Origin of the sequence: Tardiphaga sp. (assembly GCF_041424195.1) — a bacterium.
Classification (GTDB): Bacteria; Pseudomonadota; Alphaproteobacteria; order Rhizobiales; family Xanthobacteraceae; genus Tardiphaga.
In genome coordinates, this window is the sequence record NZ_JBGMOE010000038.1 from 95158 (window position 1) to 120879 (window position 25722).

Sequence of the window (25722 nt, forward strand, 5' to 3'; positions counted from 1 at the left end):
GAAGAACATGGGAACGACAGACCGGATTGTCCGGCTCGCCGTCGTCATCGCAATCGCTGGCGCATACGCGGCGGGTCTCATCGCCGGCACGCTGGCCGTCGTGATGGGGGTCATCGCACTGATCCTGTTGATGACAAGCCTGACCTCGACGTGCCCCGCATACATGCCATTGGGCTTGTCGACGCGGCCTAAAAATCGCTGACGCTGGTTTCACAACCCCGTTCAAGGACAAGTCTCATGCCTTTCAAATTCCTCACCCCGTCTCTGTCGGTCTCGCCTCAGCTTACCCAGGCCGATGTAGCAGACGCGGCGCAGCAGGAATTCCGCGCCATCATCGATAACCGGCCGGACGGCGAAGAGCCTGGTCAGTTGTCGGCGGCGGAAATGGAGACGCTCGCCCAAAGTCACGGCATGGGGTTTGCGCACGTCCCGACGATCCCCGGCAAGATCGGCGATGTGGAGGTCGCGCAGATGGTCAGCGCCCTCGCGCGCCTCGAAGGACCGGTGCTCGCCTATTGCAGGACAGGCACGCGATCGACGACGCTGTGGGCGTTGTCCCAAGCCGGTGTGCAGCCGGCCGACACGATCATCGCAACCGCATCCCGAGCTGGCTACGACCTCGAAGTGCTTCGTCCCAGACTGGCGATGCACACGACCCGACCGGAAGGTACCAATCCTGCCCGCGCCGATATCGTCATAGTCGGCGGCGGATCCGCCGGTCTTGCCACCGCGGCATCGTTGCTCGAGCGTGACCGCCATCTCGATATCGTGGTCATCGAACCGCGCGAGGAGCACGACTACCAGCCCGGCTGGACGATGGTCGGGGGTGGCGTCTTCAATCGCGAACAAACGAGGAGGACCGAAGCCAGTGTCATGCCGGCAGGTGTGCGCTGGGTCAAAGGCGCAGTGGCAGATTTCGAGCCCGAGCAGAATCGGGTCATCCTCGTTGACGGCAGTATCGTTGCCTATCGTGCACTCGTCGTCGCACCCGGCATCGTCCTCGATTGGGAAGCGATCGATGGTCTGACTGAAACGCTTGGACGAAACGGCGTCACCTCGAACTATAGCTACACGACGGCGCCGTACACTTGGGATCTGGTTCGCAACTTCAAGGGCGGCACGGCCCTCTTCACCCAGCCGCCGATGCCGATCAAATGCGCCGGCGCGCCGCAGAAGGCGATGTATCTGTCCTGCGACCATTGGCTGCGGAACGGAGTGCTGAAGGACACGAAAGTCGCTTTCCATAATGCCGGTGCAGTTCTATTCGGTGTCAAGGAATACGTACCGCCGCTGATGGAATATGTCGCCAGATACGCGATCGACCTTCAGTTTGAGTCCACGCTCGTCGCTGTCGACGGGGCCAATCGCCGCGCGACCTTCCGTGAAAGGACGGGTGAAGTCACCAAGTCCTTCGATATGCTTCATGTCACGCCGCCTCAGAAAGCCCCGGCCTTCCTTGCCCAAAGCCCGTTAGCAAACGCGGCGGGATATACCGATGTCGATCAAACCAGCCTGCAGCATGTTCGCTACGGGAATGTCTTCGGACTTGGCGACGCCGGATCCACGCCGAACGCAAAGACCATGGCCGCTGCGCGCAAGCAGGCGCCGATCGTTGCCGAAAATCTCTTGGCGGTTATACGCGGCAAATCACCTACCGCGATCTACGATGGTTACGGATCTTGTCCGCTGACCGTCGAGCGAGGCAAGATTCTCCTCGCCGAGTTCGGGTACGGCGGAAAACTGCTGCCGAGTTTTCCAAGCTGGATCATCGACGGCACGAAACCGCAACGCCTGTCATGGCTCCTAAAATCCGAAGCATTGCCCTGGATCTACTGGAACGGAATGCTGAAGGGTCGTGAATGGATGGCTAGGCCGCAACACAGCGACGCGACATGATGCTCGAACCTATCCAGTATTTCCTTGGCGCCTTCTCCGGAGGTCTCGTCGGCTTCACCCTTGGCCTAGTGGGCGGCGGCGGATCCATTCTTGCCGTGCCGCTGATGGTTTATCTCGTCGGCGTTTCGAACCCACACGTGGCGATCGGCACATCCGCTCTCGCCGTGGCTGTCAATGCGGCGACCGGGCTCTTCAGCCATGCGCGAGCACATACGGTGAAGTGGCGATGCGGCGGTATGTATGCCGGCGCAGGGATAATCGGCGCGATCGGCGGGTCCACGGCGGGCAAGGCTTTCGATGGGCAGAAGCTTCTTTTTCTCTTTGCGCTGGTCATGCTTGTCGTCGGCGCACTCATGCTTCGCGGGCGAAACGCAATTGGCATTCCGGGAGCGCAGTGCAATCGCGAGAATGCTCCGAAAGTCCTCGGTTACGGCCTTGGCACAGGCATTTTCTCCGGTTTCTTCGGCATCGGTGGTGGCTTCCTGATCGTTCCCGGTCTTGTCGCCTCGACGAGCATGCCGATCATCAATGCGGTGGGTACGAGCTTGGTAGCGGTCACCGCTTTCGGCCTGACGACATCCCTCAATTATGCGCTTTCGGGCTTCGTTGACTGGCCACTCGCTGGCGTCTTCATCGTGGGCGGAATTGTCGGCGGTTTAGTCGGAACTAAAGCGGCAAAGCGCTTGTCGGGCAGCGGATACCTGACGACAGTATTCGCCGCGCTCATATTCGTGGTCGCCGGCTACATGCTTTGGCAAAGCGCCAAAGCATTCACGGCTTGATGGTCAGGACAGGGCGTGAAAATCGGCAGCATGATCGGACGACTGGAAAACGCGCTGGCCCCGTCACGCCGCCTTGCAGCAGCAGTCGATTCCATCTTCCGGATCGGCACCAGCCTGATCTTCATCGTCGGAGGGCTCGGGCATTTCGGCAGGCACGGCGAGATGCTCGCACGCATCGACGAATCGCCATGGCGCGATGCGGTCATGTTGGTCGGTAGCCCATCGATTCTGCTTTGGCTCAGCGGCGGAGTGTTCGTGATTTTCGGTTTCATGCTGGCGCTCGGATATGCCACGCGAACTTCCGCGATGCTGTTGTTCGCTGCATTGGTGCCGATCACGATAGCCGTACACGTTGCACCGGGCCATACCGGACCATTTCTCAAGAACATCGCAATCCTCGGATCGCTGCTGCACTTCTACGCCCGCGGCCCCGGTTGCTTCGCCATCGACTCCCGTTCTCAAGCAAAGGCGGCTTCGCCGTGTTCGAATCCCTCGACGCAGTAATCCTGGCGCGCATCCAATTCGGCTTCACGGTCAGCTTCCACTTCATCTTTCCGTCCTTCTCGATCGGACTGGCAAGCTATCTGATGGTGCTCGAAGGCCTCTGGTTGAAGACGGGACGCAGCATCTATCTCGACCTGTTCAAATACTGGCTGAAGATCTTCGCCGTAGTGTTTGCCATGGGTGTCGTCTCCGGAATCGTGATGTCCTACCAATTCGGCACCAACTGGTCGGTCTTTTCCGTAAAGACCGGACCGGTGCTCGGACCACTGATGGCTTATGAAGTGCTGACGGCGTTTTTCCTCGAAGCCGGATTCCTCGGCGTCATGCTTTTCGGCATGAGCAAGGTCGGAAGAAATCTCCACTTCGCTTCCACCTGCATGGTCGCGCTCGGCACTTTCATTTCCGCGACTTGGATCCTCAGCGTGAACAGCTGGATGCAAACACCGACCGGCTTCGCGATCAATGCCCAGGGCCAGTTCGTCCCTGCGGGATCGTGGCTCGCGATCATCTTCAATCCCAGCTTTCCCTATCGCCTCGCCCACACCGTCATCGCTTCCTACCTTACAACGTCGCTTGTGGTCGGGGCGGTCGGTGCTTGGCATCTGCTGACAGATCGTGCCAATCCGTATGCCCGCAAGATGTTCTCCATGGCAATGTGGATGGCGGCGATCGTCGCGCCGATCCAGATCTTCGCGGGCGACCTGCACGGACTGAACACGCTAGAGCATCAGCCTGCCAAGGTGATGGCGATGGAGGGCCACTATCAAAGTCATCCCGACGGGGCGCCGCTGATACTTTTCGGCATTCCGAATAGCGCAGAGAAGCGGATCGACTACGCGATCGAGATACCGAAAGCTTCATCGCTCATCCTGAAGCACGACCTGAACGCTCCCATGGCCGGTTTGGATAGCATTCCGGACAACCTCGAGCCGCCAGTGGCCGTCGTGTTCTGGTCGTTCCGCGTCATGGTCGGTCTCGGCTTTGCCATGCTGGGACTGGGCTTATTAAGCCTGATCGCCCGCGCTCGTGGATCGCTTTACGAGTGGCCTGTCCTTCACCGCCTTGCCGTCGCGATGGGGCCGAGCGGCTTCGTCGCGGTCATCGCTGGCTGGATCACCACGGAAGTTGGGCGCCAGCCGTACACGGTCTACGGTCAGTTGCTCACCGCACAGTCTCATTCGCCGCTGGCAGCGCCGGCCGTGGCGGCATCTTTGCTGGCCTTCGTAATCGTCTACTTCGCGGTGTTCGGAGCAGGCACGTGGTACCTGCTCCGCCTGATGGCGCATCCGCCTCAGGCCCAAGAGGCAGAACTGCCCCAAACACCGATCCGGTCCGCAGGCATCACGCCCGCACCCGCTTTGGACGGCGCTCGCGCGCTGGCGGAGTAGACTATGATTTACCACCTCGATCTCACTACCGTCTGGGCATTCATCATCGCGTTCGCCGTGTTCGCTTACGTCGTCATGGACGGCTTCGATCTGGGCATCGGCATCCTTTTTCCATTCTTCGCAGTCGGCCAGGAGCGCGATCAGGCCATGAACTCCATCGCTCCGGTATGGGACGGCAACGAGACTTGGCTCGTGCTCGGCGGCGGCGGCCTGTTCGCTGCTTTTCCGCTTGCCTACGGCGTCATCCTCCCGGCCACCTATCCACTGATGATTGCCATGTTGCTAGGGCTGGTCTTTCGCGGCGTGGCCTTCGAGTTTCGCTGGCGCGACCCTCGTCATCGCGCACTTTGGGATCTTGCCTTTACGTTTGGCTCGATCATTGCCGCCCTCGCGCAGGGAATGATCTTGGGGGCGCTCCTGCAGGGCGTGACCGTCGTCGACAACGCCTATGCCGGCGGTTGGCTCGATTGGCTGACCCCTTTCAGCCTCCTGTCGGGAATAGGCGTACTCGTCGGCTACGCGTTGCTTGGTGCCACTTGGCTCGTCTGGAAGGTGGAAGGAACGGCTCAAGCCCATGCGGTTCGATTGGCGCGGGTCCTGGGTATCGCCACGCTGCTCGCTATGGGCGCCGTCAGCGCCGCGACGCCGTTTCTGGACTATGCCTATTGGCAGCGCTGGTTCGAGATGCCCGGCGTAATGTTGACGGCCCAAGTGCCCATTCTCGTCGTCATAGCTGGCCTACTCTTCTTCAAGACTCTCAATGCCGGAAACGAGCGGATGCCCTTTCTGATCGCGCTTGGGCTATTCCTGTTGGGTTTTACCGGGCTGGGCATCAGCATGTTTCCCTACATCGTCCCCGATCAGATCACGATCTGGGATGCTGCAGCACCCGAGCAGAGTCAGATCTTCATGCTGACTGGTACGCTCGTCATCGTTCCGATCATTCTTGCCTACACCGCCTGGGCCTACTGGGTCTTTCGCGGCAAGGTTGGAACCCACGGGTATCACTGATGACCGAAGCCCCTCTATGGCAACGTCTTGCGTGGCTTGCAGGCATTTGGACGGTGAGCGTCGGCGGGCTGGGCATGATCGCTTTTGCCATCCGTATCTGGCTGAAAGCTTAGCCATATGGCCGTCGACGCCGAACGACGCCACCGAATGTTAGCTTGAGGTCTAGCGATCGGATCGATCGCAAATCGCGCCTTTGACGCCTATGGCCATGGCGAGATTTTTTAATAGGAACGGACAATGCGATGCGCCACGTTCAAAAGAAAAGATCGTTTCCAGGCGCTGACTTTGAAGCAAGCGAACGAATGACGATCGAGGTGGAAAACGACGAACGCTCGATGATCGCAGGAATTAGGCAGCTCCGGGAAATCGAGGGAGTCGGTCTGGAAGCTTTGGCTTTCGTACTGGGAACGCAGTCGGCGCAACTTTCGCGACATCTGAACGGCAAGTGCGGTACGTACCTCTCGAGCTACCTGCGGATCGCCCGAGCTCTCGGATTCAGGTGCGAGATCCGGTTCACGAAAGTTGCGCAGGACCCGTGCACCACGACGGCTCTAAAGACATCGTCAACGAAGATGCTTCGACAGAAACCGTCGGGTCCGAAGGCATGGACCGCTAAAGCTGAAGGTTCAAAAAGCACATGATTCTCTATGCCAGGCCTAATGTGATTCCGTGGCCGCCGATTCTACTGGCGACGGCCATCGGATTGGCTTTCTTGGCAGGGATCATCAAACCGATGGAGATGGTGACGAACGCATATGCACGCGCATGCGGTGTCATCATTGTTTTCGGTGGACTAGCGATAGATGGCTGGGCGATCATTACAATGCACCGCGCACGAACCAACATACTTCCGCACCGCGCCGCCGATCGTCTGGTCACGAACGGCCCTTTCCGGTTGAGCCGCAACCCGATCTATTTCGGCAACGCAGTTCTGTGTTTGGGTCTGTCCGTCGCAACGGCAAATCTTTGGCATGTTTTCACGGCCGCCATCATGGTTTTGGCCGTAGACTACCTAGCGATCCGTCGGGAGGAGCGACATTTGGAGGCGTTGTTCGGTAACGATTGGTTGCGCTACCGCAGCGGCACGCCGAGATGGATTATAATCTGACCAAAAGCCTGCGGCTGTACCGCGCCTAAACCAAAAAGCAGCTTGGTATGCCGATGACTTTTTCGCACCGAACGCCGCCCTCAGCCGACCTTCAGATAGGCGAAGCCCTTGGACTGAAGCGCGGCGACCGTCGCGACGCCTGACGGGACGAAGCTCATGAAGGGCGCGTCGAATACCTTGCTCTTGTCTACCTTCAGCCGTTGAAACGTGATCTCGCATAGGTGAACTTTGAGACCGTTTTTGGCGAGGTCGATAACGCGATCGAAGGTCTTCGGCGGAATGTTGTCGTCCTTGAACGGCGTCTCGTCGAGCGTGGAAAGAAAATATTTGATCGCGACGCTGTGGGCCACGATCACCAATTGCAGCCCGAACGGATCAGCACCGTAGGCCGAGTAATGATTGGCGATGTTGTTCAGGGTCTGCGCGAAGCGCGCGTGATCGCCGTAGTCGCAGTGATAGAGACAGGCGACATCAGCCTCCTTCTTCAAATCCTGCATGGTCAAAGACGGCCGTTGCATGGCATGGGCCGAAGCCGCGACGAGACTGCTGGCGCCAACCAGCAGGCTACGGCGCGTCGCGGAGTTGTTTGACGCTGTCATGGAAACCTCCGGATCGAATGGCCAGCTTATGGTTCGGCTAAGTCGATCAGTCGTCAGTCCACCTTCGGTCCTGATTTGCCCTCGGGCGTGACGTCGACATTGATCGCTCGGCCGATCACTTTCTGGACGGGACGGCAGTCTTTCATGCAGGGATCCTTCTTCCAGAACTCCTTTTCGGCGGTCTCCCGGTCGTCATCGTAGAACGCGGACGCATTCGGCATCTTCACGGATGTGAAGTTCTTCTCGTTGAGTTCGAAATTGTCGTCCTTGATGATGTCGTTCATGGTCAGGATGTAGGCGACCAGCGCGTAGACGTCGTCGTTGGACAGCGACTGCGCGTTGCCGTAGGGCATCGCGCGCTTGATGTAGTCGTAGACCGTCGACAGATCGGGCCAGAACGAGCCGACGGTCTTGTCTGGTCGATCGGCCTTCAGCGTGCCCTCGCCGCCCGCCAGCACGGGCCACCGGCCGACACCCTGGCCGAACTCGCCATGACACGACGCACATTGCGCCTGAAATAGTTCATCGCCCTGTTTGGCGGTGCCCTTGCCGACCGGAAGGCCTTTGCCGTCGGGGCGTACGTCGGTATCCCAAGCCTTCACCTCTTCCGTGAGAGCCGCGCGGCCAAGTCCGAGCTTCGTCGCTACCTGCGCGGATTTAGGCGCAGCGGGCTGTTGCGCGTCGCCGGAGGAGACGGCAAAGGCCGTAGCGGCCGCACACAGAACAAGGGACGCGAAGACCTTAGCCGATTTCGACATTTTCGGTCTCCCCGCCAGAGCGCACCAGCCACGTCTGGATGCCGTTGTTGTGGTAGATCGAATTGACGCCGCGCACCTTGCGCAATTCGTCCTTGGTCGGCTGCACGTAGCCGACCGAATCCATCGCGCGCGACTGGATCATCATCTCCTGACCGTTCCAGTCGAAGTCCACGTAGAAGCGCACCATCGATTTATCGAGTACGGGGCCGTCGATACGCGCGGCCTGCCAGTTGCGGCCGCCATCGAGCGAGACATCGACACGGTTGACGGAACCGCGCCCCGACCAGGCGACGCCACTCAGTACGTTGCGGCCCTTGTGTTTCAGCGGCGCCTGCGGCGAAGGATTGGTGACGACCGACTTCGCGTCCATGATGAAGGTGTGCTTACGCGAACGGCCGTCGGCGAGGAGATCGGTGTATTTCGACGTCTCCTCGCGGGTCTGCCACGGCTGATCGCCGGCCTCGATGCGGCGCAACCACTTGACCCACAGATTGCCTTCCCATCCCGGAATGACGGCGCGCAGCGGATAACCCTGCTCGGGCCGCAACGCCTCGCCGTTCATGGCGAACGCGAGAATGACGTCGTCGAGCGCCTTCTCGATCGGCAGCGACCGGTTCATGCCTGCCGAATCCGCGCCTTCGAGCATCAGCCACTTGGCGTTCGGCTTCAGGCCCGCCTCGTCGAGCAGCGTCTTCAGCTTCACGCCGGTATACATGACGTTGTGGATCATGCCGTGCGTGAACTGGCAGCCGTTCAATTGCGCACCGCGCCATTCCATGCCGGAATTGGCGGCACACTCGAGAAAGTAGATCTTGTTGACGCGCGGCATCCGCCTGATGTCGTCCATCGTGAAGACGAGCGGCTTGTCGACGAGGCCGTTTATCATCAGACGATGATCCGCCGGATTGATCTCCGCGATGCCGCCGTGATGACGTTCGAAACACAGGCCCGACGGCGTGATGATGCCATCCAGTTCGTGCAGCGGCGTAAAGTTGACTGAGGACTCGGCGGACGCCGTCAACCAGGACACGTCGCGCCGGACGACGTTCTTCTCGAATTTGGAGGGCGACCCGTACGGCCGCTTGTCGACACCGTCACCGAGGTATCGATTCCAGTCCTGAACCTCTGTGATGAGCGGATCGGGCTTGGCGGCCTCTTGCGCGCGTACCGGCATTGCAGCGAGAGCCGTCCCGGCACCAGCCAGGCCGGCGGCCAGAAATCCACGACGATTGAATTTGTTCGGTGCTGGATGATCCATGCGACATCCTCTTTATCTATCAAAATACGTGAATGTGTCGGTGCTAATGATGCGGCTTGGGCCGCGACATCAGGTACCCGTTACCTTGACGGCCTTGTTCTGATCGATCGTGACGGTGCCGAGTTTGGCGACGTGCGCCTTCACGACATCCCAGATCGGCGGGCCCTGCGTGTTCTCGTTGATGCTCGCCCAGCCGGAGACGCTGTAAGTTTTGGATGCCTCGATCGGCTGGCCCGACTTTAGATGGGTCATGCTTGAAATGCGCGACCCCATCGGCTTGCCGATGTCGATCGCGTAGCCCATGCCGCCGATCCGGACCATGTCGCCACCGCCCTGAAAATACGGATCGGGATGGAAGATGTTGTCGGCGACATCCTCGAGCACGTCCTTGAGCTGGTTGCCGGTCATCTGGTTGCGGTAGCAGTTCGGATAGGTGATCGCGGTGGCGTTGGTGATGTCTTCCCATGTGATGTCATCGCCGGGCAGCAATGTGCCACCCCAGCGGAAGCCAGGCGACAGCGCGATTTCGGTGTCGCGTTCGGAAAGCATCGCGTTGCAGATCAGATCGTCGAACGTTCCGTTGAAATTGCCGCGCCGGTACAGCAACGAATCCGTCTTGCCCACGACCTGCGCGAGATCTTTCGCGAAAGGCGCGCGAACTTTTTCGATCAACGCGGTCATCGACGCGTCGGGTTTGATCGCATCGGAGAACACAGGCATCAGCTTGAAGCGGACGCCGGCGACCTTCTTGTCCTTCACATCGATGTCGAGACGCGAGACGAACTTGCCGTGCGATCCGGTCGCGACCAGCACGGTGTCGCCGACGCGGACGAGACCGGGCATCGCGTCATGCGTATGAGCCGTAAGAATGACGTCCAGCCCCTTGACGCGACCGGCGAGCTTGCGGTCGACGTCGAAACCGTCATGCGACAGCAGAACCACGATCGATGCGCCCGCCGCGCGCGACTCGTCGACCTGCTTTTGGATGTCTTCCTCGCGGATCCCGAATTCCCATTTCGGAAACATCCAGCGCGGATTGGCGACGGCCGTGCGAGGCAGCGCCTGGCCGATCACGGCGATCTTGGCGCCTCCGCGCTCGAAGATCTTCTTGGGCTCGAAGACAGGCTCCTGCCACTCGTTGTCGCGGACGTTCTGCGCAAGAAATGCGAACGGTGCCTTGTCGGCGATCTCCTTGACGCGGTCCGCGCCGTAGGTGAATTCCCAATGACCGACCATGGCGTCGAGTTTCAACGCGGACATGACATCGACCATGTCCTGCGCCTTTGTCTGCAGCGAACTCCAGCTTCCCTGCCAACTGTCGCCGCCGTCGAGCAGAAGCACCTTGTCGTCGCCGCGTTCGGCTCGAACCGCGCCGATCAGCGTCGCGACGCGGTCCATGCCGCCCATCCGCCCGTAATTGCGCGCCAGCGACGTGAAATCGTCAGACGTCAGCGCGAAGGCATCGGCCGAACCGGCCGCGATTTTGAAGTATTTCCGAAATTCTTCGTCGGTGATGTGCGGCGGGATGCCTTTTGCTTCGCCGACACCGAGATTGATCGACGGCTCACGGAATTGCAGCGGCATCAATTGCGCGTGGGTATCTGCGACGTACAAAATCGTCACCATGCCGAGCGGGTCGAAGCGCAGGATGTCGTCCTGCGTCAACCGCTGCTGCGCGGCGGCACGGCCGAGAGGCCCAAGCCCGCTGCCGATCGTCAGCGCCGACGCAGCCGCCGTCGCCTGCAGGAAATCCCGCCTCGATATCATGGATCCACCTTGGTCCCTTCAGACGAAGGGTTTGTGTTCGGAGATGTCGGACCTGTCAGGCCACGGTCAGCTTGTTCGTCGCGACGTAGTCCGAACCGTCATCATCCTTCCATGTGAAGGTGAACTCTCCGGTCTCGGACGCTTTGTAGAAGAACGACTGGTAGGGATTGGCCGAAATCGCCGGATTCCATTCAGCTTCGAAGACTGTCTTGCCGTTGAACGCCGCGATGAACTTGTTGATGATCTTGCGCGGCACGATCTTGCCGGCGGCGTCCTTGCGTTGACCGGATTCCATCTCGTGCGAAATGAGGGTCTTGATCTCGATCATCTCGCCCGGCTTGGCCTGTGCGGGCACGCGAACGCGGGGGGTCGGCTTTGTCGCCATGGGAATTCCTCGCTAGAATTGAGTTTGGTCGATGCGCGGGATCAGCCGCCGCAGCCGCCGATCGTGACCTTCACGTTGGCCTTCGCCATGTGCAGTTTGCCGTTCGACATCTCGGCGATGCAGACGATGTTCTGCGTCTCGGCGAGACGCATCCGCGTCGACGCGGATGCCTTGCCGCAAGCCGGCGTGAACTTGTAGCTGACGACGCCGGGCAGCGGATTGCCTTCGGCAAAAACGTGGACGGACTTCACATAATCCGCATCGGTCATGGGGCTTTCGACATCCACGTTGACCGGAACGACGAGGCCGTTTTCGGCGATCTCCGGCACGTCGAGCTTGATCTTGCCGCTCTCGAACGTCTTGTCGCCGTAGAGCTTCTTGATTTCGTCGCTCACCATCTTCTCGGTGGCGAACGACATGCGCGGCGCAAGTACGGCCGCAAGTCCGGCGATTGCTGCCAGACCAAGTGCTCCGCGGCGGGAGAGATGTTCGGATGTGATCATAAATTTTCCTCCTGCGGGAGCTTCGTCCCTGACGATAGTATCGCTTGACGAGTGCAAGGCCGATCTATCTTATCTGCACACATCATTATATCGTTTTTCTTGAATGTAAAGACGATCTAAAAGATTGATCGCCGCAGAGACGGCGATCTGGTGGAGGGACGACCGATGATGAAAGCCCCATGGCGGATGGCGGCGGCGCTATTGCTGCTTGTCAGTTGTGACACGGCAGCGCGCGCGCAGGATGCCAGCGAAAAGGAAATCGAGCGCTATCGCGAGATGATCTCCGATCCGATGTCGAACCCGGGCTTTCTCGCGGTCGATCGCGGCGAAGCCTTGTGGAGCGAAGCGCGCGGCACGAAAAATGTATCGCTCGAAACCTGCGACCTCGGCGTGGGCGCGGGCAAGCTCGACGGCGCCTTTGCGAAACTTCCGCGTTATTTCGCGGATGCCGACCGGGTCATGGATCTCGAGCAGCGTCTGCTGTGGTGCATGGACAAGGTGCAGGGTCTCGACACTAAGGACGTGATCGCGCGTCGCTTTTCGGGTCCCGGCCGCGCCTCCGACATGGAGGATCTCGTCGCCTTCATCGCCAACAAATCGACGGGCATGAAGATCGATATCCCGCTTAGCCATCCGAAAGAACAGGAGATGGCCGCGGTCGGCGAGGCGATGTTCTATCGCCGCGGCGGCGTCAACGATTTCTCCTGCGCGACATGCCATGCCGACGAAGGCAAGCGCATCCGGCTGCAAGGCCTTCCTAACTTCTCCAAGCCCGGCAAGCAGGCGCAGGAGACGATGGGCGGCTGGCCGACCTACCGCGTGTCGCAGGGCGCGCTGCGGACCATGCAGCACAGGCTGTGGGACTGCTTCCGTCAGCAACGCTGGCCGGTGCCGGAATATGGTTCGGACGGCATCACGGCGCTGACGTCGTTCCTGCAGCAGCAGGCGGCCGGCGGCGAAATCAACGTCCCCTCGATCAAGCGATAGGAGCGCAACATGGAACCGTTTTTCAAATTTGCCGCGCTCATCGCGGTCAGTGCGTCTCTGCCGCTCGCTGCATTCGCGCAGAACACGAAAAAGCCGATCGATCCGGCGATCGTCGACAAGTACATCCAGTCCACCTTCGGCAAGGCTCCTAAGGAATGGCAGGACCGGATCATACCGGATGAAACGCTGAAAGCCTGTAACGCGGCGCATAACGACGTGTCGAGCGCAGAGGCCGACAAGATCACCGCACGCGAGATGATGCGCGTCGTCTATCCCGCCGACGGAAAGTTTCTGGGTGACTGGAGAGAAGGCGCGAAGATCGCCAATAATGGCCGTGGCGGACAGTTCTCCGATCCGCCGGATACGGTCGCCGGCGGCAATTGCTACGCTTGTCATCAGATGGAGCAGAAGGAAGTGAGCTACGGCACGCTTGGCCCCAGCCTGACGAATTACGGCAAGGACCGAAAATACGACGCTGCTGCGATCAAGGATGCCTACACGAAGGTGTACGATTCCCAAGCCGTACTGGCGTGCTCCAACATGCCGCGCTTCGGTGCAAACAAGGTGCTGAAAGAGCAGCAGATCAAGGACATCGTCGCCTTCCTGTTCGATCCCGTGTCGCCGATCAACAAGTGACGTCGCCGCCAATTAAGAAAGGGCCGACCATGATCATGCGCCTGCTTCTATTATCGGCCATAGCCGGCTTTACGCCGATGTCGGCGCATGCGCAGGAGGCGACGGTCACCTACAAATCGCTCAGTCTCGACCTCGCGCTCGACGCGGCGCGCGTTGCCTTGGCTGATTGCCAGAAGCGCGGCTTTCAGGTCGCAGTGTCGGTCGTCGACCGTTTCGGCCAGCCGCAGGTGCTGCTGCGCGATCGGTTCGCCGGTCCGCACACGCCGCCGACCGCGACCGGCAAGGCTTGGACCTCGGCAACCTTCCGTAGCACCACCACCGACCTCAACGCCATCAGCCAGCCCGGCATGATGCAGGCCGGACTACGAAACCTGCCGAATGTCGTCATCATCGGCGGCGGAGTTGTGATCGAGGCCGGTGGCAGCGTGCTAGGTGCCATCGGAGTCTCCGGCGCGCCGGGCGGGGATGCTGACGAAGCTTGCGCGAAAGCGGGCATCGCAGCCGTCCAAGACAAGCTCGATTTCTGACGTCAGGCCTGCCGCTTCAGCCAGTCCGGAAACGAGGATTGCTCGTAACCCTCCTCTCGGACGTAGCGAAACATCGCAAGAAAGTCATTCGGCTCAAGCAATCCCGGCATGCGCGCCACTTCTCGCGCCTGCCCCGTTTTTGCGGCAAGACCCTCCGCTGATTCCGGGAAGAACTGGATCGTCGGCGTGAAGCGGATGCCATAGGATTCGCCGACGGACTTCTCGCCGCGCCTGCGGCCATCGAAATCGGTCACCTCGCGCGCGCCGATATGGTTGAGATGCAGGATCTCGAAATTGTCGCGGACATAATTTTCGATCTTCGGGTCCATCATATGAACCGTGTGCATCCGCTTGCAGGCCGGACAACCCTTCAGGCCCCACATGATCGCGAAGCGTTTGCCTTTCGCCGTCGCGCCCGCAAGGTCGTCCGAAAGGTCGAGGAAGCTCTCCAGATACCAGTCCATCTGATAGAGCCCGTCATCGCTTAGGCTGGCTTTCGCCAGGGCCGACGAGGCGGACCGAACGCCGAGAGCAGCGACGCCGATGGCCGCGAGCGCATGTCGCCGCGTCAGTGATTGCCTTGGATCAAACATCACGGCCTCCTCATCCGATCGATCCGAAAGCGGGAAACGTTTCCAGCAGCCATCCTGCGATCTGCGGCATCCCGCTGGTCAGGAACAGCACGCCCGTTATTACCAACGCGCCGCCGATCGCCATTTCGATCGCGCGCATGTGGCCTCGCAATCGGACCATCAGACGCATGAATGGTCCGGAAAACAAGGACGCCAACAGAAACGGGATGCCAATGCCGAGCGCGTAGGCTCCAAGCAACAGCGCGCCGCGCACGGCCGAGCCTTCGACGCCGGCGACCATCAGGATCGCTGCGAGCACCGGGCCGACGCAAGGCGTCCAGCCGAAGGCAAAAGCGAGCCCGACCAGATACGCCCCGACAAAGCCGGCGGGCCTACGCACCGTCTGGAAGCGCGCCTCGCGAAACAGAACACCGATCCTGATAATGCCTAGAAAATGCAGGCCGAGCAGGACGACCAAGACGCCGGCAATGATGCCGAGTGTCTGGAAATGCGCGGTCACGGTCTTTCCGATCAGCGACGCCGACGCGCCGAGCGCAACAAAGACGGTCGCGAAACCCAGCACGAACGCAATGGCCAGCGCGACGACCCGGCCGTTCGGTCTCCAACCCGATCGCTTATCCTGGCGCGTCAGATCGTTGAGGCTGATGCCGGCGAGGAAGCACAGATACGGCGGTACCAACGGCAGCACGCAGGGCGACAGAAAAGACAGCAGCCCCGCACCCAATGCGCCTAGGAATGAAATAGATGACACTACGGATCGACCGGCGCTGGCAGAAACATTCGAATGCGTGTATATATAGCACATGTTTCATACTTCGCGCATAGAAACTCTAGTCATTGCATCGGCTGTCCTCGCTGCATCGCTCTCCATGAGCCGCATCGCGCAGGCGTCCGAGCTCGTGATGTTCGAGCGCGCCGGCTGCGTGTGGTGCCAGCGCTGGGACCGCGAGATCGCGCCGATCTATGACAAAACGGACGAGGCCAAAGTGCTCCCGTTGCGTCGCGTCGACATCGACCGCGACAAGCCGACCGACATCACGCTCGCGTCTCCTGTGATCTACACGCCGACCTTCGTGGTGATCGACAAAGGCCACGAGATCGGACGCATCAGCGGCTACACCAATGACATGTCGTTCTGGGGCCTGCTCGGCAAGTTCGCCGCTCTTGTCCAGGCCGCGCCTGATCACACCTGATCCTTCCGCTCACAACGCCGGTAACAATGACGTCCATTCTCCCATCCGCTCTCGAAGCCGAATTGCGCGACGGCGCGGAATACTCGCCTGAACTCGATCAGTTGATGCGCAAGGCTCGCAAAGCCAGCAATTTCCTCAAGGCACTGTCCCACGAAAACCGTCTGCTGCTGCTGTGCCTGCTCGCCGAGCGCGACCGCTCGGTCACCGAACTCGAAAACATCCTCTCGCTGCGACAGTCCGCCGTGTCGCAACAACTCGCTCGGCTGCGCTACGACGGAATGGTCGATACCCGCCGCGACGGCAAGACGATCTACTACAGCCTGGCCAACGAGGATGTGCGCCGCGTGATTTCCGTCGTGTACGATATCTTCTGTGCGCCGGCAGAAACGACAGGCAAAAAATAATCTGCCGGACGGCGGACGGATGGATGGCGGCCCGTAAGGCCAAGCCGTTCACCGGACAGGGAAGGAAAGTCCATGCAGGATATGTCTGCCTGGGCACAGGCGCTCGGCGGCTTCGTCGTTGGCATGATCGCCGGTTTCGCGGTTCGTCATGCGCGTTTGTGTTCGTTCGGCGCGATCGAAGACGCTATGATGGGCGGTGACACCCGCCGTCTGCGCATCTTCGGCCTGGCGCTCGGCGTTGCCATTCTCGGCACGCAAGCGTTAATCGTCAGTGGCCTGTTCGATCCATCGCTTTCCACCTATACGCCGGCAAGTCTGCCGATTGTCGCGATCGTGATCGGCAGCGTCTTGTTCGGCGTTGGAATGGCCTTGGTCGGCACCTGCGGATTCGGATCGCTGGTGCGCCTCGGAGCCGGCGATCTGCGCAGCCTCATCGTCGTTCTGGTGCTGGGTGCCGTCGCATTCGCCGCGCTGCGCGGAATCTTCGCGAGTTTCCGGATCGTGGTTCTCGAACGTCTCGCGGTGGCGATGCCAGATGGCACGACGGCCGACATCGCATCGCTGTCATCGTGGCTACTCGCGATCGATGCCCGCGCGGTGATCGCGGCGGGTCTGGGGACCGCGCTGTGCTGGTTAGCGCTCGGCGATAAAAGGTTACGCCGCACGCCGCGTTTGCTGTCGGCAGGCTTTGCACTTGGGCTTCTGGTGATCGCCGGATGGCTCGTCACGCTCTTCGTTCGTGACGATTTCGCCGGGCCGCCGCGTCCGCAGAGCCTCACCTTCGTGTCGACCATCGGGAAGGCCGTTTTCGCCGGGTTGCTCAACGTCGCGAATTTAGCGGATTTCGGCGTCGGCAGCGTGTTCGGCGTCATTTCCGGATCGTGTCTGGCCGCCTGGCGTTCGGCCGAACTGCAATGGGAGGCATTCGATGACGATCGCGAGATGCGTCGTCACCTCACTGGCGCCGTGCTGATGGGCTTCGGCGGCATTCTCGCGGGCGGCTGCACCATCGGGCAAGGCCTCACCGCCGGATCGATGCTGGCTTTGTCATGGCCTTTGGCGGTCGGCGGCATGATGCTCGGCGCGCGGATCGGGATCGCCATCCTGATCGAAGGTTCGCCGCGCGACATCGTGCGGCGCGGATGGACCCGCCTCATTCAGGGCCGCAGATAACTCCAGCCCTGCTCCTGCAATTCGATCAACCGCACCGCGCCGGACGGCACGATCTCCGCTTGCGAGATGATGCTGATCGCTTTGCCTTCACGTTTCTCCATGCCCTCTTTGGTATTCCCGCAGGCAGAGAACTTGATGTTTGACGGGAAGCTCGCATCGGCGATTTGCTTGATCCGATCCTTTACCGGCGACGTGTCCGCGCGCAGCATGTGCAGCCCCGGCCCGTAGGTCACCAGTTCGATCTGGACCGTTTCGCCCTTCGACTTGTACTGCTCCATGATGTTGGTCGCGTTGTTCAGCGCGAGATTCATCACGTCGGGATCGTTCTGGTCGACCTGGATCGACACGCGGTGTTCCTTCGGATCGGCTGCCAAGGCCGGCGTTGCCAGTACGGCCAGCACGCAAATGGCTGCCATCGCATTACGTAGAATTCGCATGTCATTCTCCATGTCAGGGGCGGACGATCGTGTATCCGGTTTCGCTCAGCGACAACAATTGTCCGACACCGACCTGAACCTCGACGGCGTTCGGGTTGATCTTCGGACGGGATCCGGTCTCGCGCTCGATGGTGTCGAGCGTATTGCCGCAGACATCGAAGCGAATGCCTTGGGTGACCAGGCTGTCGACCAAGGCACGAAACTCACTCGTGTCCGTCAACAGTACGATTCCCGGACCGAATGCGACCACTTCGACCGCGATATTGTCCGGGCCATATTCCTTGATGAGATTGCTGGCGACGCTCAGCACGAGCCGCTGCTTCTTCGGATCGGCATCCGACAATTGCAGCGCGATGAAATGGGTGGCGAACGGCTTGTCCGGATTTGATTTCCGAACGGCCGGCGTCGTCTGTGCATGCACCGGAGCGGCAGCCAGCGCAGTGAAAGCGCTCGACGACATCTGCAAGAATTTTCGTCGATGGATCATCGGCGGGCCTCGACCGGCCACACGACATGACCGTCGACGTATGTCTTATGAGATCGACGCGATGCTGACCACAGCGAAGCCGCAGGAAAAGTTACCGCACTGCAAGAGCGGGCAGAACCACTGGACCGCGTAGGCCGACCGCTGCACCCGCCAGAATGCCGGCTGCAGCCGCGAAGGACGGAATCGCCAGCGTGGACAAACCGGTCAGGCCTTGTCCGATCGAACAGCCGAATGCCATCGCGCCGCCGATGCCCATCAGGGCCGCGCCGGCAATCGAGCGCAGCATATGGTTCGGGGACGTGAAGCCTTCGAGTTCGAATTTTCCTGAGCCGATCGCCGTGAGCAGGCTGCCGATGAACACGCCCGCGACCAGCGCGATGCCGAAATTCGCGGTCATGCCGGTCGACAGCATCGCGTACTGAACCGTGTCGGCGATCGGCGAAATGAATGTCAGCGACACGACAGGAAGGGGATTGAACTCGTCGGCACCGAGCCATCCGGTCGCAAGCCAGCCCGCAAGCACTAATCCGCCGACGGCCGCACCGGCCGCCATCTGACCGTAGCTGCGGCGAAACGCGCGGTCCGAGAACGCGAAGACGAGCAGCGCAGCGCATAGGATGGCCGTAACGATAAATCGCGCGACCGACGCATCGAGTCCCATCGACGAGAGCAGCGCCGGCGCGGACACCGCGCTCGGAGTGACCTGCGACACTTGGATTGCAGCCAGACGCAACGGCGCAAGCAGACCCTTCAACGTCATCTGCGCGAAAATTGCGATGATCGCGATCACCACCAACGATCGCAGATTGCCCTTTCCAAGCAGCACCAAAGCACGCGAGGCGCAGCCATTGGCGAGCACCATACCCAGGCCGAACAGCAAGCCACCGGCGAAGATCACGGGCGCGGAAAAAGTTGGTTGCAGATAGAGCGATTTGGCAATCTCGACGACGCCGGTTTCCGCAAAAAGTTGCGTCCCCGCGATCGCGACGGCGACGGCAATGGCGAAACTGCGAATACGCACGCCGTCGTCCTTCATCCACCAGCCGCGCACGCTGCTGAGTAGGCAGAACCCGCTCGCCTGACCGATGCAGCCGAAGACCAACCCGATCGCAAATCCTGAAAGCACCGGAATATTGAACACGACGGCTCCTCGAGAACGTCAAACGTGCAGCCTTTGCATTCGAGGAGTTATCTCCCGACCATTCGCGCGTCCATATCCGTTCTGAAATAAGCAAACTCGTCCATCGCTCGAGACTATTCGAGCATTGTTTTCCCTCTGATCGGCCGCTTGAGGTCAAATTTGCTACACCAACTCGCTGAACGGCAAACGAAGACACGGGCCGCCATCCTCACTTCTTGGCAGCCTGCTTCCGCGCGTCGGCCACAGCTTGCTTGAACTGGACGTAGGTCAGGGCCGACGCGACCCGAAATCGACCCACGATGTAGGCCGGTGTACCACGCAGATCCAGCGAGTCGGCCTGAGCAAGATGCTTCTTCAGCATCTCATCGATCTCGTCGGCATGGTTCTTCAGATCGGTCTCGAGCAGCGGCATGTCGACGCCGGATCGCTGGATGGCATCGAGCATCCGCTCTTCGGGAATCTTGGGACCCGGGATCGCCATCAACGCGGAGTGGACGGCGTCGTATTTCCCTTGGTATTTCGCTGCGAGCGCCATCCTCGCCCCGTAGACGGACGCTTTCGTCAGGATCGGCCAGTCCTTATAGACGAGGCGGATCTGCCCATCTTCCTTCACCACGCGCTCGAGATCGGGTTCGGCCTTCTTGCAGAACGGACAGTTGTAATCGAAGAACGTGACGATGGTCAGGTTACCGTTCGGATTTCCTCCAGCCGGCGCCGAAGGGTCGTTGAGGATGGCCTCTGAAGATGTATCCGCACCTTGAGCGAATGAAGAAAAACCGGTCGGCATCAGGAGCGCCAGCGAGAGAGCCAGTCGGATCGCGCAAGTCATGAGAAGTTTTCGAAGCATGTTCATTCTCCGGATTTCGTAAGCGTTGTGGATGGATGCAAGCGATCGAGGCGGGCCAGGAAAGTCCGAGCGTCGGCGGGACCGATGATTCTCGTGTCCGGTATTTCGGAGGTGGCTCGGGATTTCATGAAGAGAACCGTTGGAGGCCCGACGACATCGAACCGGCTCATCAGCTTTCTCGTGTCGTCGTTGTAATCGGTCGCATCCGCTCTGATCAGCACGACGTCGCGGAGGCGTTCTGCGACTTCAGGATTACCGAAGACCGTCCGATCCATGATCTTGCACTCGACGCACCAATCGGCCGTGAAATCCAGGACAACGGCCTTGCCCTTCTGGCGTGCTTGTCCGAGGGCCAGATCCAAGGCTTGCGTCGTCGTGACCCGCTCGTACGGTGACGCTTCGGCGTTTCCATCGGGCCCGGTCGATAGGCCTACCATCTCGAAGACACGGACGGACGGCCCGTTCACCGATCCCACGATCGCGAGTGCACCCGGGATCAGCGCCATCAGGCTTACGGCAAGTATCGCCGACGGCCACGCGCCTGCCGCTTTCCGACGCCGCAGGAAATTCATCAGGAGTGCGACGCCAAGCGCCACAAATAATAGGCCAGCGAGGAAGAGCGTCGCCCATTGGGGAACGACACGGGACAGGATCCAGATAGCCATGCCGACAAAGACGAGACCGAATACGTGCTTGACGACGGAGAGCCACGGGCCCGGCTTCGGAATGGCACCCGCCCCGAACGTCCCATATGCGACCAACGGCAGGCCCATGCCGAGGCCGAGCGCGAACAAGGCCGCAGCGCCCCGGACAACGTCTGCCGTCTGCGCGACATAGACGAGAGCCGCAGCGAGAGGTGGGGTGACACAGGGGCCGACGATCAGCGCCGATCCAAAGCCCATGATCCCAGCGCCCAAGATGGAGCCGCTGCGCCCCATGTCCGCGCCGGACAGCCGGGATTGCCACGCTTGCGGAAGCTGCAGATCGTAGAATCCGAACATGGAGAGCGCGAGCGCGACGAAGACGGCGCTCATCATTCCGATGGCGAGCGGCGTCTGCAAGGCGGCCTGCAAATTCTGACCGGACCACGCAACGGCCACTCCAAGCGCGGCATAGGCAGTCGCCATTGCGACCACGTAGGCAATCGACAGCGCAGCCCCTCGGCGAGCCGTCAACCGCCCGCCCGATTGCGCCAGTATTCCTGACAGAATCGGGATCATCGGAAACATGCAAGGTGTGAAAGCCAAAAGGAGGCCGAAACCCAGAAACGAGAAAATAGTCGACGTCCAGCTGCCCCTGAGAACGGCTTGTTCGTCGGTCGTTCCGGAAGTGTCGACAAATGGAGTGCCGGGCTCGCTGGAAATCCACTCGTCGCTCGGCGACGTTTCGGGTCTGGCATTCTTTACCGGATCGATCACCCTCAACGACGCCAAATCGACCGTGCGCATGAGCGGCGGATAGCAGATGCCCTGTTCGGCACACCCCTGATATGAAACCGTTAGTGTACCGTTTGGCGGCGACGCCGAGGGCTCCACCACGGCGTAGGCCGTTCGGTGATAGACCTGCGTCTCTCCGAAGGACGGATCATCCTTATGCTCGCCGCGGGGTGTGTCGGTCTCCAACGGAAATCCGTCGGAACGCGTCACGGTGATCTTGTCGCGATAGAGATAATTGCCCGGCGAGATGGTCCATTCCAGGCGCAGGGCCTGATCGGCATCACGCGACACGGCCAGCTTGAACACCTGTTCCGCAGCGGGAGGTTGTTGCGCGAACGCCGTCGCATTAGCGATCGGCGAAAGAACCACGGCGATCGCAATCCTCAAGAGCCACTTATGCATTTTGATCCCCATCGACTAGAAGGGTGATCGGTTGCGCACCTTAAGGCAGCCTTAAGCACCGCCTGCGACTGAGCCTTTCGACATAACGAGGGCGTGATGAGAATTCTGCTGATCGAAGACGAGGTCATACTGCTCGACGGCATTCAGGCTGGACTGCGTCTATCGGGAGATATCGTGGATGCCGTCGGGAATTGCGCCGATGGGTATGCCGCCCTATCGACCTCGACATTCGACGCGGTCATCCTCGATGTCATGCTCCCCGACGGGTCGGGACTGGATCTGCTCGCGCGGATCCGTGCCGAGGGTAATGAGACGCCCGTGCTTCTACTGACCGCTTTGGACGAGATCAGGGATCGCGTGAATGGCCTGGACCGAGGCGCCGACGATCATCTCGGCAAGCCGTTCGATCTCGAAGAACTTGGCGCCCGGCTTCGGGCGATCGTTCGACGAAGGGCGGGACGGACCCAGCCGAATCTCCTGCATGGTCGGATCATACTGAATCCCGCCTCCCTCGAGGTTCACGTCGCTGACAAACTCATCCATCTGTCCAGGCGCGAGTTTGCGGTGCTGGCGTCATTGATGGAACGTCCCGGCACGATACGCTCGAAAGACTTCCTCGAGGATCAACTGTACGGCTGGCAGGAAGAAGTCGAAAGCAACGCCGTCGAAGTTCACATCCACAATCTCCGGAGCAAGATCGGACGTGACGCGATCGAGACGGTGCGGGGTGCGGGATACCGCATGCGTACACCATGATGATGACTTCGATGAAGGGTAGACTGTTCTCAGTCCTGGTCGCGGCAACGGGACTTATCTGGGCGTCTGCCAGCGTCTGGATCTTCTTTCAGACGCGAGCCCAGGTAGAGCACGTTCTCGATACTCGGCTGCAGGAGGCGGCCCGAATGGTCAGTTCGCTCGCCTCCGCCAATCCTTCAATCGCATCCGGCGACGGACTTTTACCTGACAGTCCCGGCACCAATTACGACCGCCAGCTTTCCTGCCAGATATGGTCGTTCGACGGACGGCTCGTCGCGCGATCCAGCGCGGCTCCCGACGACAGCCTCAGTCCGCAGCGGGACGGTCTTTCCGATCAGCTGGTCAATGGGGAAAGATGGCGTGTTTTTGCCGTCTCCGACACCGTCAAAAACATCCGGGTGCTCGTCGGCGATCGGCTCGGTCTTCGAGAGCGATTGGTGACCGACCTCATTCGCGGCTTGCTGTGGCCTGCACTCTTCATCCTACCGCTACTCGGAATTCTCACTTGGAGCATTCTAGGGCGCGGACTTCGACCGCTTCAGACGATGGCGACCGATCTCAAGCGCCGGCACATCGAAGATTTGAGCGAACTCGATACGACCAAGTCGCCGCCTGAGCTCGTACCGCTGGTCAAATCCCTCAACAGTCTTTTTTCACGCGTCGCGGCAGCGAGACAGCACGAGCGGGATTTCACGGCCTTCGCGGCTCATGAATTGAGGACACCGATTGCTGGGCTTAAAATTCAGGCCCAAGTTGCGCTCGCGACGAGCGATCCAGGCGGTCGGGAGAGAGCTCTGCGCAACATTGTCATATCCGTCGATCGCACCTCTCGACTCGTTCGCCAACTTCTTGCCATTGCCGGTCTGGATTCCGCGACCGTCGTCGCTCTCGACGATCTCGTCGATCTAAGGTTGTTGATCGACGATGTCGTATCGGCCGTTCCCAGAAGATCAGACATGCGCGTCGAGGTAGGATGCGGGCTCGACAAGATCTTGTTTAGGACGAACCGAGACATCCTGACGATCGCGTTGCGCAATCTGTACGAAAACGCAATCAATCATGCCGGCACACCCGGGAAGATAGTCTGGACCGCAACCGTGGGCGAACGAAATGTCACGATTGCTGTGGAAGACGACGGACCCGGAATTTCGGAGAAGGACATGGCTCACGTACGAACCCGCTTCTATCGTGGCCCTCACCAAAACCAGTCCGGCAGTGGCCTCGGACTGGCGATTGTCGAGATCGCTCTCGCCCAGCTTAACGCGTCACTCCATCTTGAAAACAAGCGGAGCGGACCAGGTCTTAGATCCATGGTGTTGCTGAGGATCGCAAATGAATGACTTTTACTATCGATATCTCAGAATGGTGTCGAACTTGAACTCGCCGTTCGCAAGCTCCGTAAGAACGGTGTGGAAGTAGCCTCGGTCACGCAGCCAACCGGCGACGATCCATCGCAAGAACTCATGCGCCAGCTTATCGGCGTGTTCGATGAGCACACTTCGCGTGAAATCGGGAAGAACACTAAACGCGCAATGCGCGAGTCCGCTAAGCAGGGCTTCTGGAATGGCGCGACACCGCCGATCGGGTACAAAATTGTCGAGGCGGAACGGCGCGGTCAAAAGATCAAGAAGAAACTGGACATAGATTCCGTTGAAGCCGAAACGGTCAAACTTATCTTCCGGCTCTATCTTGACGGTGACGGGAGCACCGGCCCGCTCGGGGTCAAGGAGACAACGAAATGGCTGAATAGCCACGGCTACCGCACGCGGCGTGGTTCGACCTTCGGCGTCGGTCCAGTCCATAAGATATTGACCAACACTTGCTACGCGACGGGCTTGTGGCCTTACGGAAAGCGCGACTCCCGCAATGGCGGACAGAACGACCCTTCGACGGTCGTGGAAATCCCGGTCCCGGTTCTCATTGAACCGGCAATCTTCGAGCGCGTGCGAACAAAACTTGGCCAGAACAATCCGAGGACGACGGCCCCACGGATTGTCAACGGCCCTTCGCTACTGACTGGTCTTGCCGTTTGCGCATCCTGCGGGTCGGGTATGACCCGCACGGGCACCAATCGGAGGGGTAAGTCGTATTCATATTATTCTTGTGCCGGATGCCACCAGAAGGGGGAGACCGTGTGCAAAGGGAGGCACATTCCTGCAAGTACCCTGGACGACATCGTCGTCAGCAATCTCAAGGAGCGACTATTTACGCCGGATCGGCTAGCTGAATTGTTGCAGAGCTTGGTCACTCGGCAATCTGCAAAGAACGACGCGGTCGATGATCGGCTCCGCTCCCTTCAGAATGAAGTGCAAGAATCTGAGGAGCGCCTCAGACGGCTCTATCGCTCGATCGAAGACGGCATCATTGAGCTCGATGACATCCTGCGAGAGCGGACCGCAAACCTCAAATCGGAGCGCGAAAGGGCTAAGGCTGCCCTCGACAGGGTCCAGTCGCAATGCGGTAGGGCAATATCCATCGACGCGGAAAAGATTGACGTATTTGCGCGTTTGATGATCGACAAGCTCGAAAATGGCGATGTCAACGGACGTAAGGCATACATCCGTGCTGTAATCAGCGCTATCGAGGTCGATGACAAGACCGTCCGGATTATCGGCTGCAAAGACGTCCTGCAGGCGGTCATTGCTGGCAAACAGACCGCGAACGAGAATGTTCGTGGTTTTGTACGCAAATGGCGCGCCATTCGGGATAAAACTACGAACTCTTATGTTATTGAAATAGTTGTA

The 25722-nt window shown here is 60.0% G+C and carries 30 protein-coding genes; 17 read left to right on the forward strand and 13 right to left on the reverse strand.

What is annotated here, in order from left to right; genetic code table 11:
* The first annotated feature begins 7 nt into the window (after positions 1 to 7).
* From ACEK02_RS05675 to ACEK02_RS05710, 8 genes are all read left to right on the forward strand, one after another.
* A complete protein-coding gene (locus tag ACEK02_RS05675) occupies positions 8 to 202 on the forward strand; it encodes a DUF2892 domain-containing protein (RefSeq protein WP_371420852.1) in 195 nt (64 codons plus the stop codon).
* A gap of 35 nt (positions 203 to 237) precedes the next feature.
* Entirely contained in the window at positions 238 to 1896 is a 1659-nt protein-coding gene (locus tag ACEK02_RS05680; protein ID WP_371420824.1) for a TIGR01244 family sulfur transferase, read from the forward strand.
* On the forward strand, positions 1893 to 2678 hold the full coding sequence (locus ACEK02_RS05685; RefSeq protein ID WP_371420825.1) for a sulfite exporter TauE/SafE family protein: 786 nt from the start codon (positions 1893 to 1895) through the stop codon (positions 2676 to 2678). Before ACEK02_RS05680 ends, ACEK02_RS05685 begins: the two co-directional genes overlap by 4 nt.
* A 15-nt stretch (positions 2679 to 2693) precedes the next feature.
* Entirely contained in the window at positions 2694 to 3182 is a 489-nt protein-coding gene (locus tag ACEK02_RS05690) for a DoxX family protein (RefSeq protein WP_371420826.1), read from the forward strand.
* Complete coding sequence (locus tag ACEK02_RS05695; RefSeq protein WP_371420827.1) at positions 3113 to 4570, forward strand: cytochrome ubiquinol oxidase subunit I; 1458 nt, start codon at positions 3113 to 3115, stop codon at positions 4568 to 4570. Before ACEK02_RS05690 ends, ACEK02_RS05695 begins: the two co-directional genes overlap by 70 nt.
* Positions 4571 to 4573: 3 nt before the next feature.
* Entirely contained in the window at positions 4574 to 5581 is a 1008-nt protein-coding gene (gene cydB, locus ACEK02_RS05700) for a cytochrome d ubiquinol oxidase subunit II (RefSeq protein WP_371420828.1), read from the forward strand.
* Positions 5581 to 5694 (forward strand): DUF2474 family protein, encoded by a 114-nt coding sequence (locus tag ACEK02_RS05705; RefSeq protein ID WP_371420829.1) that lies wholly within the window; start codon positions 5581 to 5583, stop codon positions 5692 to 5694. The genes cydB and ACEK02_RS05705 overlap by 1 nt, the downstream gene beginning before the upstream one ends.
* A 524-nt stretch (positions 5695 to 6218) precedes the next feature.
* On the forward strand, positions 6219 to 6689 hold the full coding sequence (locus ACEK02_RS05710) for an isoprenylcysteine carboxylmethyltransferase family protein (RefSeq protein WP_371420830.1): 471 nt from the start codon (positions 6219 to 6221) through the stop codon (positions 6687 to 6689).
* A gap of 80 nt (positions 6690 to 6769) precedes the next feature.
* Here the strand turns inward: ACEK02_RS05710 and ACEK02_RS05715 are convergent, their stop codons facing one another.
* From ACEK02_RS05715 to soxY, 6 genes are all read right to left on the reverse strand, one after another.
* On the reverse strand, positions 6770 to 7288 hold the full coding sequence (locus tag ACEK02_RS05715; protein WP_371420831.1) for a DsrE family protein: 519 nt from the start codon (positions 7286 to 7288) through the stop codon (positions 6770 to 6772).
* Between the two features lie 53 nt (positions 7289 to 7341).
* Positions 7342 to 8046 carry a c-type cytochrome gene (locus tag ACEK02_RS05720; protein WP_371420832.1) on the reverse strand — a complete coding sequence of 235 codons (705 nt, stop codon included), beginning with the start codon at positions 8044 to 8046 and terminating at the stop codon, positions 7342 to 7344.
* The gene (soxC, locus tag ACEK02_RS05725; RefSeq protein WP_371420833.1) at positions 8030 to 9304 is read right to left on the reverse strand and encodes a sulfite dehydrogenase; all 1275 of its coding nucleotides are present in this window, start codon (positions 9302 to 9304) and stop codon (positions 8030 to 8032) included. The genes ACEK02_RS05720 and soxC overlap by 17 nt, the downstream gene beginning before the upstream one ends.
* Before the next feature lie 69 nt (positions 9305 to 9373).
* Positions 9374 to 11071, reverse strand: coding sequence for a thiosulfohydrolase SoxB (gene soxB, locus ACEK02_RS05730; protein WP_371420834.1), 1698 nt, complete (start codon positions 11069 to 11071; stop codon positions 9374 to 9376).
* A gap of 55 nt (positions 11072 to 11126) precedes the next feature.
* Positions 11127 to 11456: a thiosulfate oxidation carrier complex protein SoxZ gene (gene soxZ, locus ACEK02_RS05735; RefSeq protein ID WP_371420835.1), complete on the reverse strand. Its 330-nt coding sequence runs from the start codon at positions 11454 to 11456 to the stop codon at positions 11127 to 11129.
* A 41-nt stretch (positions 11457 to 11497) separates the two neighbouring features.
* On the reverse strand, positions 11498 to 11959 hold the full coding sequence (gene soxY, locus ACEK02_RS05740; RefSeq protein WP_371420836.1) for a thiosulfate oxidation carrier protein SoxY: 462 nt from the start codon (positions 11957 to 11959) through the stop codon (positions 11498 to 11500).
* Positions 11960 to 12127: 168 nt separating this feature from the next.
* Between soxY and soxA the strand changes: the two genes are divergently transcribed.
* The 3 genes from soxA to ACEK02_RS05755 are packed head-to-tail and all read left to right on the forward strand — an operon-like array spanning position 12128 to position 14109.
* Positions 12128 to 12946 carry a sulfur oxidation c-type cytochrome SoxA gene (gene soxA / locus ACEK02_RS05745; RefSeq protein WP_371420853.1) on the forward strand — a complete coding sequence of 273 codons (819 nt, stop codon included), beginning with the start codon at positions 12128 to 12130 and terminating at the stop codon, positions 12944 to 12946.
* Between the two features lie 9 nt (positions 12947 to 12955).
* The gene (gene soxX, locus ACEK02_RS05750; RefSeq protein WP_371420837.1) at positions 12956 to 13582 is read left to right on the forward strand and encodes a sulfur oxidation c-type cytochrome SoxX; all 627 of its coding nucleotides are present in this window, start codon (positions 12956 to 12958) and stop codon (positions 13580 to 13582) included.
* A 29-nt stretch (positions 13583 to 13611) separates the two neighbouring features.
* Entirely contained in the window at positions 13612 to 14109 is a 498-nt protein-coding gene (locus tag ACEK02_RS05755) for a heme-binding protein (RefSeq protein ID WP_371420838.1), read from the forward strand.
* 2 nt (positions 14110 to 14111) lie between these two features.
* Here the strand turns inward: ACEK02_RS05755 and ACEK02_RS05760 are convergent, their stop codons facing one another.
* Together ACEK02_RS05760 and ACEK02_RS05765 are read right to left on the reverse strand one after the other, a co-directional pair.
* On the reverse strand, positions 14112 to 14702 hold the full coding sequence (locus ACEK02_RS05760) for a SoxW family protein (RefSeq protein ID WP_371420839.1): 591 nt from the start codon (positions 14700 to 14702) through the stop codon (positions 14112 to 14114).
* A 10-nt stretch (positions 14703 to 14712) separates the two neighbouring features.
* A complete protein-coding gene (locus ACEK02_RS05765; protein WP_371420840.1) occupies positions 14713 to 15507 on the reverse strand; it encodes a cytochrome c biogenesis CcdA family protein in 795 nt (264 codons plus the stop codon).
* Between the two features lie 64 nt (positions 15508 to 15571).
* Between ACEK02_RS05765 and ACEK02_RS05770 the strand changes: the two genes are divergently transcribed.
* The 3 genes from ACEK02_RS05770 to ACEK02_RS05780 all read left to right on the forward strand — a co-directional run bounded on the left by ACEK02_RS05770 (position 15572) and on the right by ACEK02_RS05780 (position 17472).
* Complete coding sequence (locus tag ACEK02_RS05770) at positions 15572 to 15895, forward strand: hypothetical protein (protein WP_371420841.1); 324 nt, start codon at positions 15572 to 15574, stop codon at positions 15893 to 15895.
* A gap of 26 nt (positions 15896 to 15921) precedes the next feature.
* The gene (locus tag ACEK02_RS05775; RefSeq protein ID WP_371420842.1) at positions 15922 to 16299 is read left to right on the forward strand and encodes a metalloregulator ArsR/SmtB family transcription factor; all 378 of its coding nucleotides are present in this window, start codon (positions 15922 to 15924) and stop codon (positions 16297 to 16299) included.
* 72 nt (positions 16300 to 16371) lie between these two features.
* Positions 16372 to 17472 (forward strand): YeeE/YedE family protein, encoded by a 1101-nt coding sequence (locus tag ACEK02_RS05780; protein WP_371420843.1) that lies wholly within the window; start codon positions 16372 to 16374, stop codon positions 17470 to 17472.
* Here the strand turns inward: ACEK02_RS05780 and ACEK02_RS05785 are convergent.
* The 5 genes from ACEK02_RS05785 to dsbD all read right to left on the reverse strand — a co-directional run bounded on the left by ACEK02_RS05785 (position 17457) and on the right by dsbD (position 22222).
* The gene (locus tag ACEK02_RS05785; protein WP_371420844.1) at positions 17457 to 17909 is read right to left on the reverse strand and encodes a DsrE family protein; all 453 of its coding nucleotides are present in this window, start codon (positions 17907 to 17909) and stop codon (positions 17457 to 17459) included. The two genes, ACEK02_RS05780 and ACEK02_RS05785, sit on opposite strands and share 16 nt — an antisense overlap.
* A gap of 13 nt (positions 17910 to 17922) precedes the next feature.
* Entirely contained in the window at positions 17923 to 18396 is a 474-nt protein-coding gene (locus ACEK02_RS05790; protein WP_371420845.1) for a hypothetical protein, read from the reverse strand.
* Positions 18397 to 18487: 91 nt separating this feature from the next.
* Entirely contained in the window at positions 18488 to 19537 is a 1050-nt protein-coding gene (locus tag ACEK02_RS05795) for a YeeE/YedE family protein (protein WP_371420846.1), read from the reverse strand.
* A 208-nt stretch (positions 19538 to 19745) separates the two neighbouring features.
* A complete protein-coding gene (locus ACEK02_RS05800) occupies positions 19746 to 20384 on the reverse strand; it encodes a DsbA family protein (protein ID WP_371420847.1) in 639 nt (212 codons plus the stop codon).
* A 2-nt stretch (positions 20385 to 20386) separates the two neighbouring features.
* Positions 20387 to 22222 (reverse strand): protein-disulfide reductase DsbD, encoded by a 1836-nt coding sequence (gene dsbD, locus ACEK02_RS05805; protein ID WP_371420848.1) that lies wholly within the window; start codon positions 22220 to 22222, stop codon positions 20387 to 20389.
* A 96-nt stretch (positions 22223 to 22318) separates the two neighbouring features.
* Here dsbD and ACEK02_RS05810 point away from each other — a divergent pair, with 96 nt between their 5' ends.
* The 3 genes from ACEK02_RS05810 to ACEK02_RS05820 all read left to right on the forward strand — a co-directional run.
* Positions 22319 to 22978 (forward strand): response regulator, encoded by a 660-nt coding sequence (locus ACEK02_RS05810; protein ID WP_371420849.1) that lies wholly within the window; start codon positions 22319 to 22321, stop codon positions 22976 to 22978.
* Positions 22979 to 22989: 11 nt separating this feature from the next.
* Positions 22990 to 24318 (forward strand): ATP-binding protein, encoded by a 1329-nt coding sequence (locus ACEK02_RS05815; RefSeq protein WP_371420850.1) that lies wholly within the window; start codon positions 22990 to 22992, stop codon positions 24316 to 24318.
* A 12-nt stretch (positions 24319 to 24330) separates the two neighbouring features.
* A partial coding sequence (locus tag ACEK02_RS05820) for a recombinase zinc beta ribbon domain-containing protein (RefSeq protein WP_371420854.1) occupies positions 24331 to 25722 on the forward strand: 1392 nt, incomplete at its 3' end.

What these genes read in the sequence shown, in the direction of transcription:
- ACEK02_RS05675 (WP_371420852.1), top strand. Translation starts at nt 8, where the DNA reads ATGGGAACGACAGACCGGATTGTCCGGCTCGCCGTCGTCATCGCAATC.
- ACEK02_RS05680 (WP_371420824.1), top strand. Translation starts at nt 238, where the DNA reads ATGCCTTTCAAATTCCTCACCCCGTCTCTGTCGGTCTCGCCTCAGCTT.
- ACEK02_RS05685 (WP_371420825.1), top strand. Translation starts at nt 1,893, where the DNA reads ATGATGCTCGAACCTATCCAGTATTTCCTTGGCGCCTTCTCCGGAGGT.
- cydB (WP_371420828.1), top strand. Translation starts at nt 4,574, where the DNA reads ATGATTTACCACCTCGATCTCACTACCGTCTGGGCATTCATCATCGCG.
- ACEK02_RS05705 (WP_371420829.1), top strand. Translation starts at nt 5,581, where the DNA reads ATGACCGAAGCCCCTCTATGGCAACGTCTTGCGTGGCTTGCAGGCATT.
- ACEK02_RS05710 (WP_371420830.1), top strand. Translation starts at nt 6,219, where the DNA reads ATGATTCTCTATGCCAGGCCTAATGTGATTCCGTGGCCGCCGATTCTA.
- ACEK02_RS05715 (WP_371420831.1), bottom strand. Translation starts at nt 7,288, where the DNA reads ATGACAGCGTCAAACAACTCCGCGACGCGCCGTAGCCTGCTGGTTGGC.
- ACEK02_RS05720 (WP_371420832.1), bottom strand. Translation starts at nt 8,046, where the DNA reads ATGTCGAAATCGGCTAAGGTCTTCGCGTCCCTTGTTCTGTGTGCGGCC.
- soxC (WP_371420833.1), bottom strand. Translation starts at nt 9,304, where the DNA reads ATGGATCATCCAGCACCGAACAAATTCAATCGTCGTGGATTTCTGGCC.
- soxB (WP_371420834.1), bottom strand. Translation starts at nt 11,071, where the DNA reads ATGATATCGAGGCGGGATTTCCTGCAGGCGACGGCGGCTGCGTCGGCG.
- soxZ (WP_371420835.1), bottom strand. Translation starts at nt 11,456, where the DNA reads ATGGCGACAAAGCCGACCCCCCGCGTTCGCGTGCCCGCACAGGCCAAG.
- soxY (WP_371420836.1), bottom strand. Translation starts at nt 11,959, where the DNA reads ATGATCACATCCGAACATCTCTCCCGCCGCGGAGCACTTGGTCTGGCA.
- soxA (WP_371420853.1), top strand. Translation starts at nt 12,128, where the DNA reads ATGAAAGCCCCATGGCGGATGGCGGCGGCGCTATTGCTGCTTGTCAGT.
- soxX (WP_371420837.1), top strand. Translation starts at nt 12,956, where the DNA reads ATGGAACCGTTTTTCAAATTTGCCGCGCTCATCGCGGTCAGTGCGTCT.
- ACEK02_RS05755 (WP_371420838.1), top strand. Translation starts at nt 13,612, where the DNA reads ATGATCATGCGCCTGCTTCTATTATCGGCCATAGCCGGCTTTACGCCG.
- ACEK02_RS05760 (WP_371420839.1), bottom strand. Translation starts at nt 14,702, where the DNA reads ATGTTTGATCCAAGGCAATCACTGACGCGGCGACATGCGCTCGCGGCC.
- ACEK02_RS05765 (WP_371420840.1), bottom strand. Translation starts at nt 15,507, where the DNA reads ATGTGCTATATATACACGCATTCGAATGTTTCTGCCAGCGCCGGTCGA.
- ACEK02_RS05770 (WP_371420841.1), top strand. Translation starts at nt 15,572, where the DNA reads ATGAGCCGCATCGCGCAGGCGTCCGAGCTCGTGATGTTCGAGCGCGCC.
- ACEK02_RS05775 (WP_371420842.1), top strand. Translation starts at nt 15,922, where the DNA reads ATGACGTCCATTCTCCCATCCGCTCTCGAAGCCGAATTGCGCGACGGC.
- ACEK02_RS05780 (WP_371420843.1), top strand. Translation starts at nt 16,372, where the DNA reads ATGCAGGATATGTCTGCCTGGGCACAGGCGCTCGGCGGCTTCGTCGTT.
- ACEK02_RS05785 (WP_371420844.1), bottom strand. Translation starts at nt 17,909, where the DNA reads ATGCGAATTCTACGTAATGCGATGGCAGCCATTTGCGTGCTGGCCGTA.
- ACEK02_RS05790 (WP_371420845.1), bottom strand. Translation starts at nt 18,396, where the DNA reads ATGATCCATCGACGAAAATTCTTGCAGATGTCGTCGAGCGCTTTCACT.
- ACEK02_RS05800 (WP_371420847.1), bottom strand. Translation starts at nt 20,384, where the DNA reads ATGCTTCGAAAACTTCTCATGACTTGCGCGATCCGACTGGCTCTCTCG.
- dsbD (WP_371420848.1), bottom strand. Translation starts at nt 22,222, where the DNA reads ATGCATAAGTGGCTCTTGAGGATTGCGATCGCCGTGGTTCTTTCGCCG.
- ACEK02_RS05810 (WP_371420849.1), top strand. Translation starts at nt 22,319, where the DNA reads ATGAGAATTCTGCTGATCGAAGACGAGGTCATACTGCTCGACGGCATT.
- ACEK02_RS05815 (WP_371420850.1), top strand. Translation starts at nt 22,990, where the DNA reads ATGAAGGGTAGACTGTTCTCAGTCCTGGTCGCGGCAACGGGACTTATC.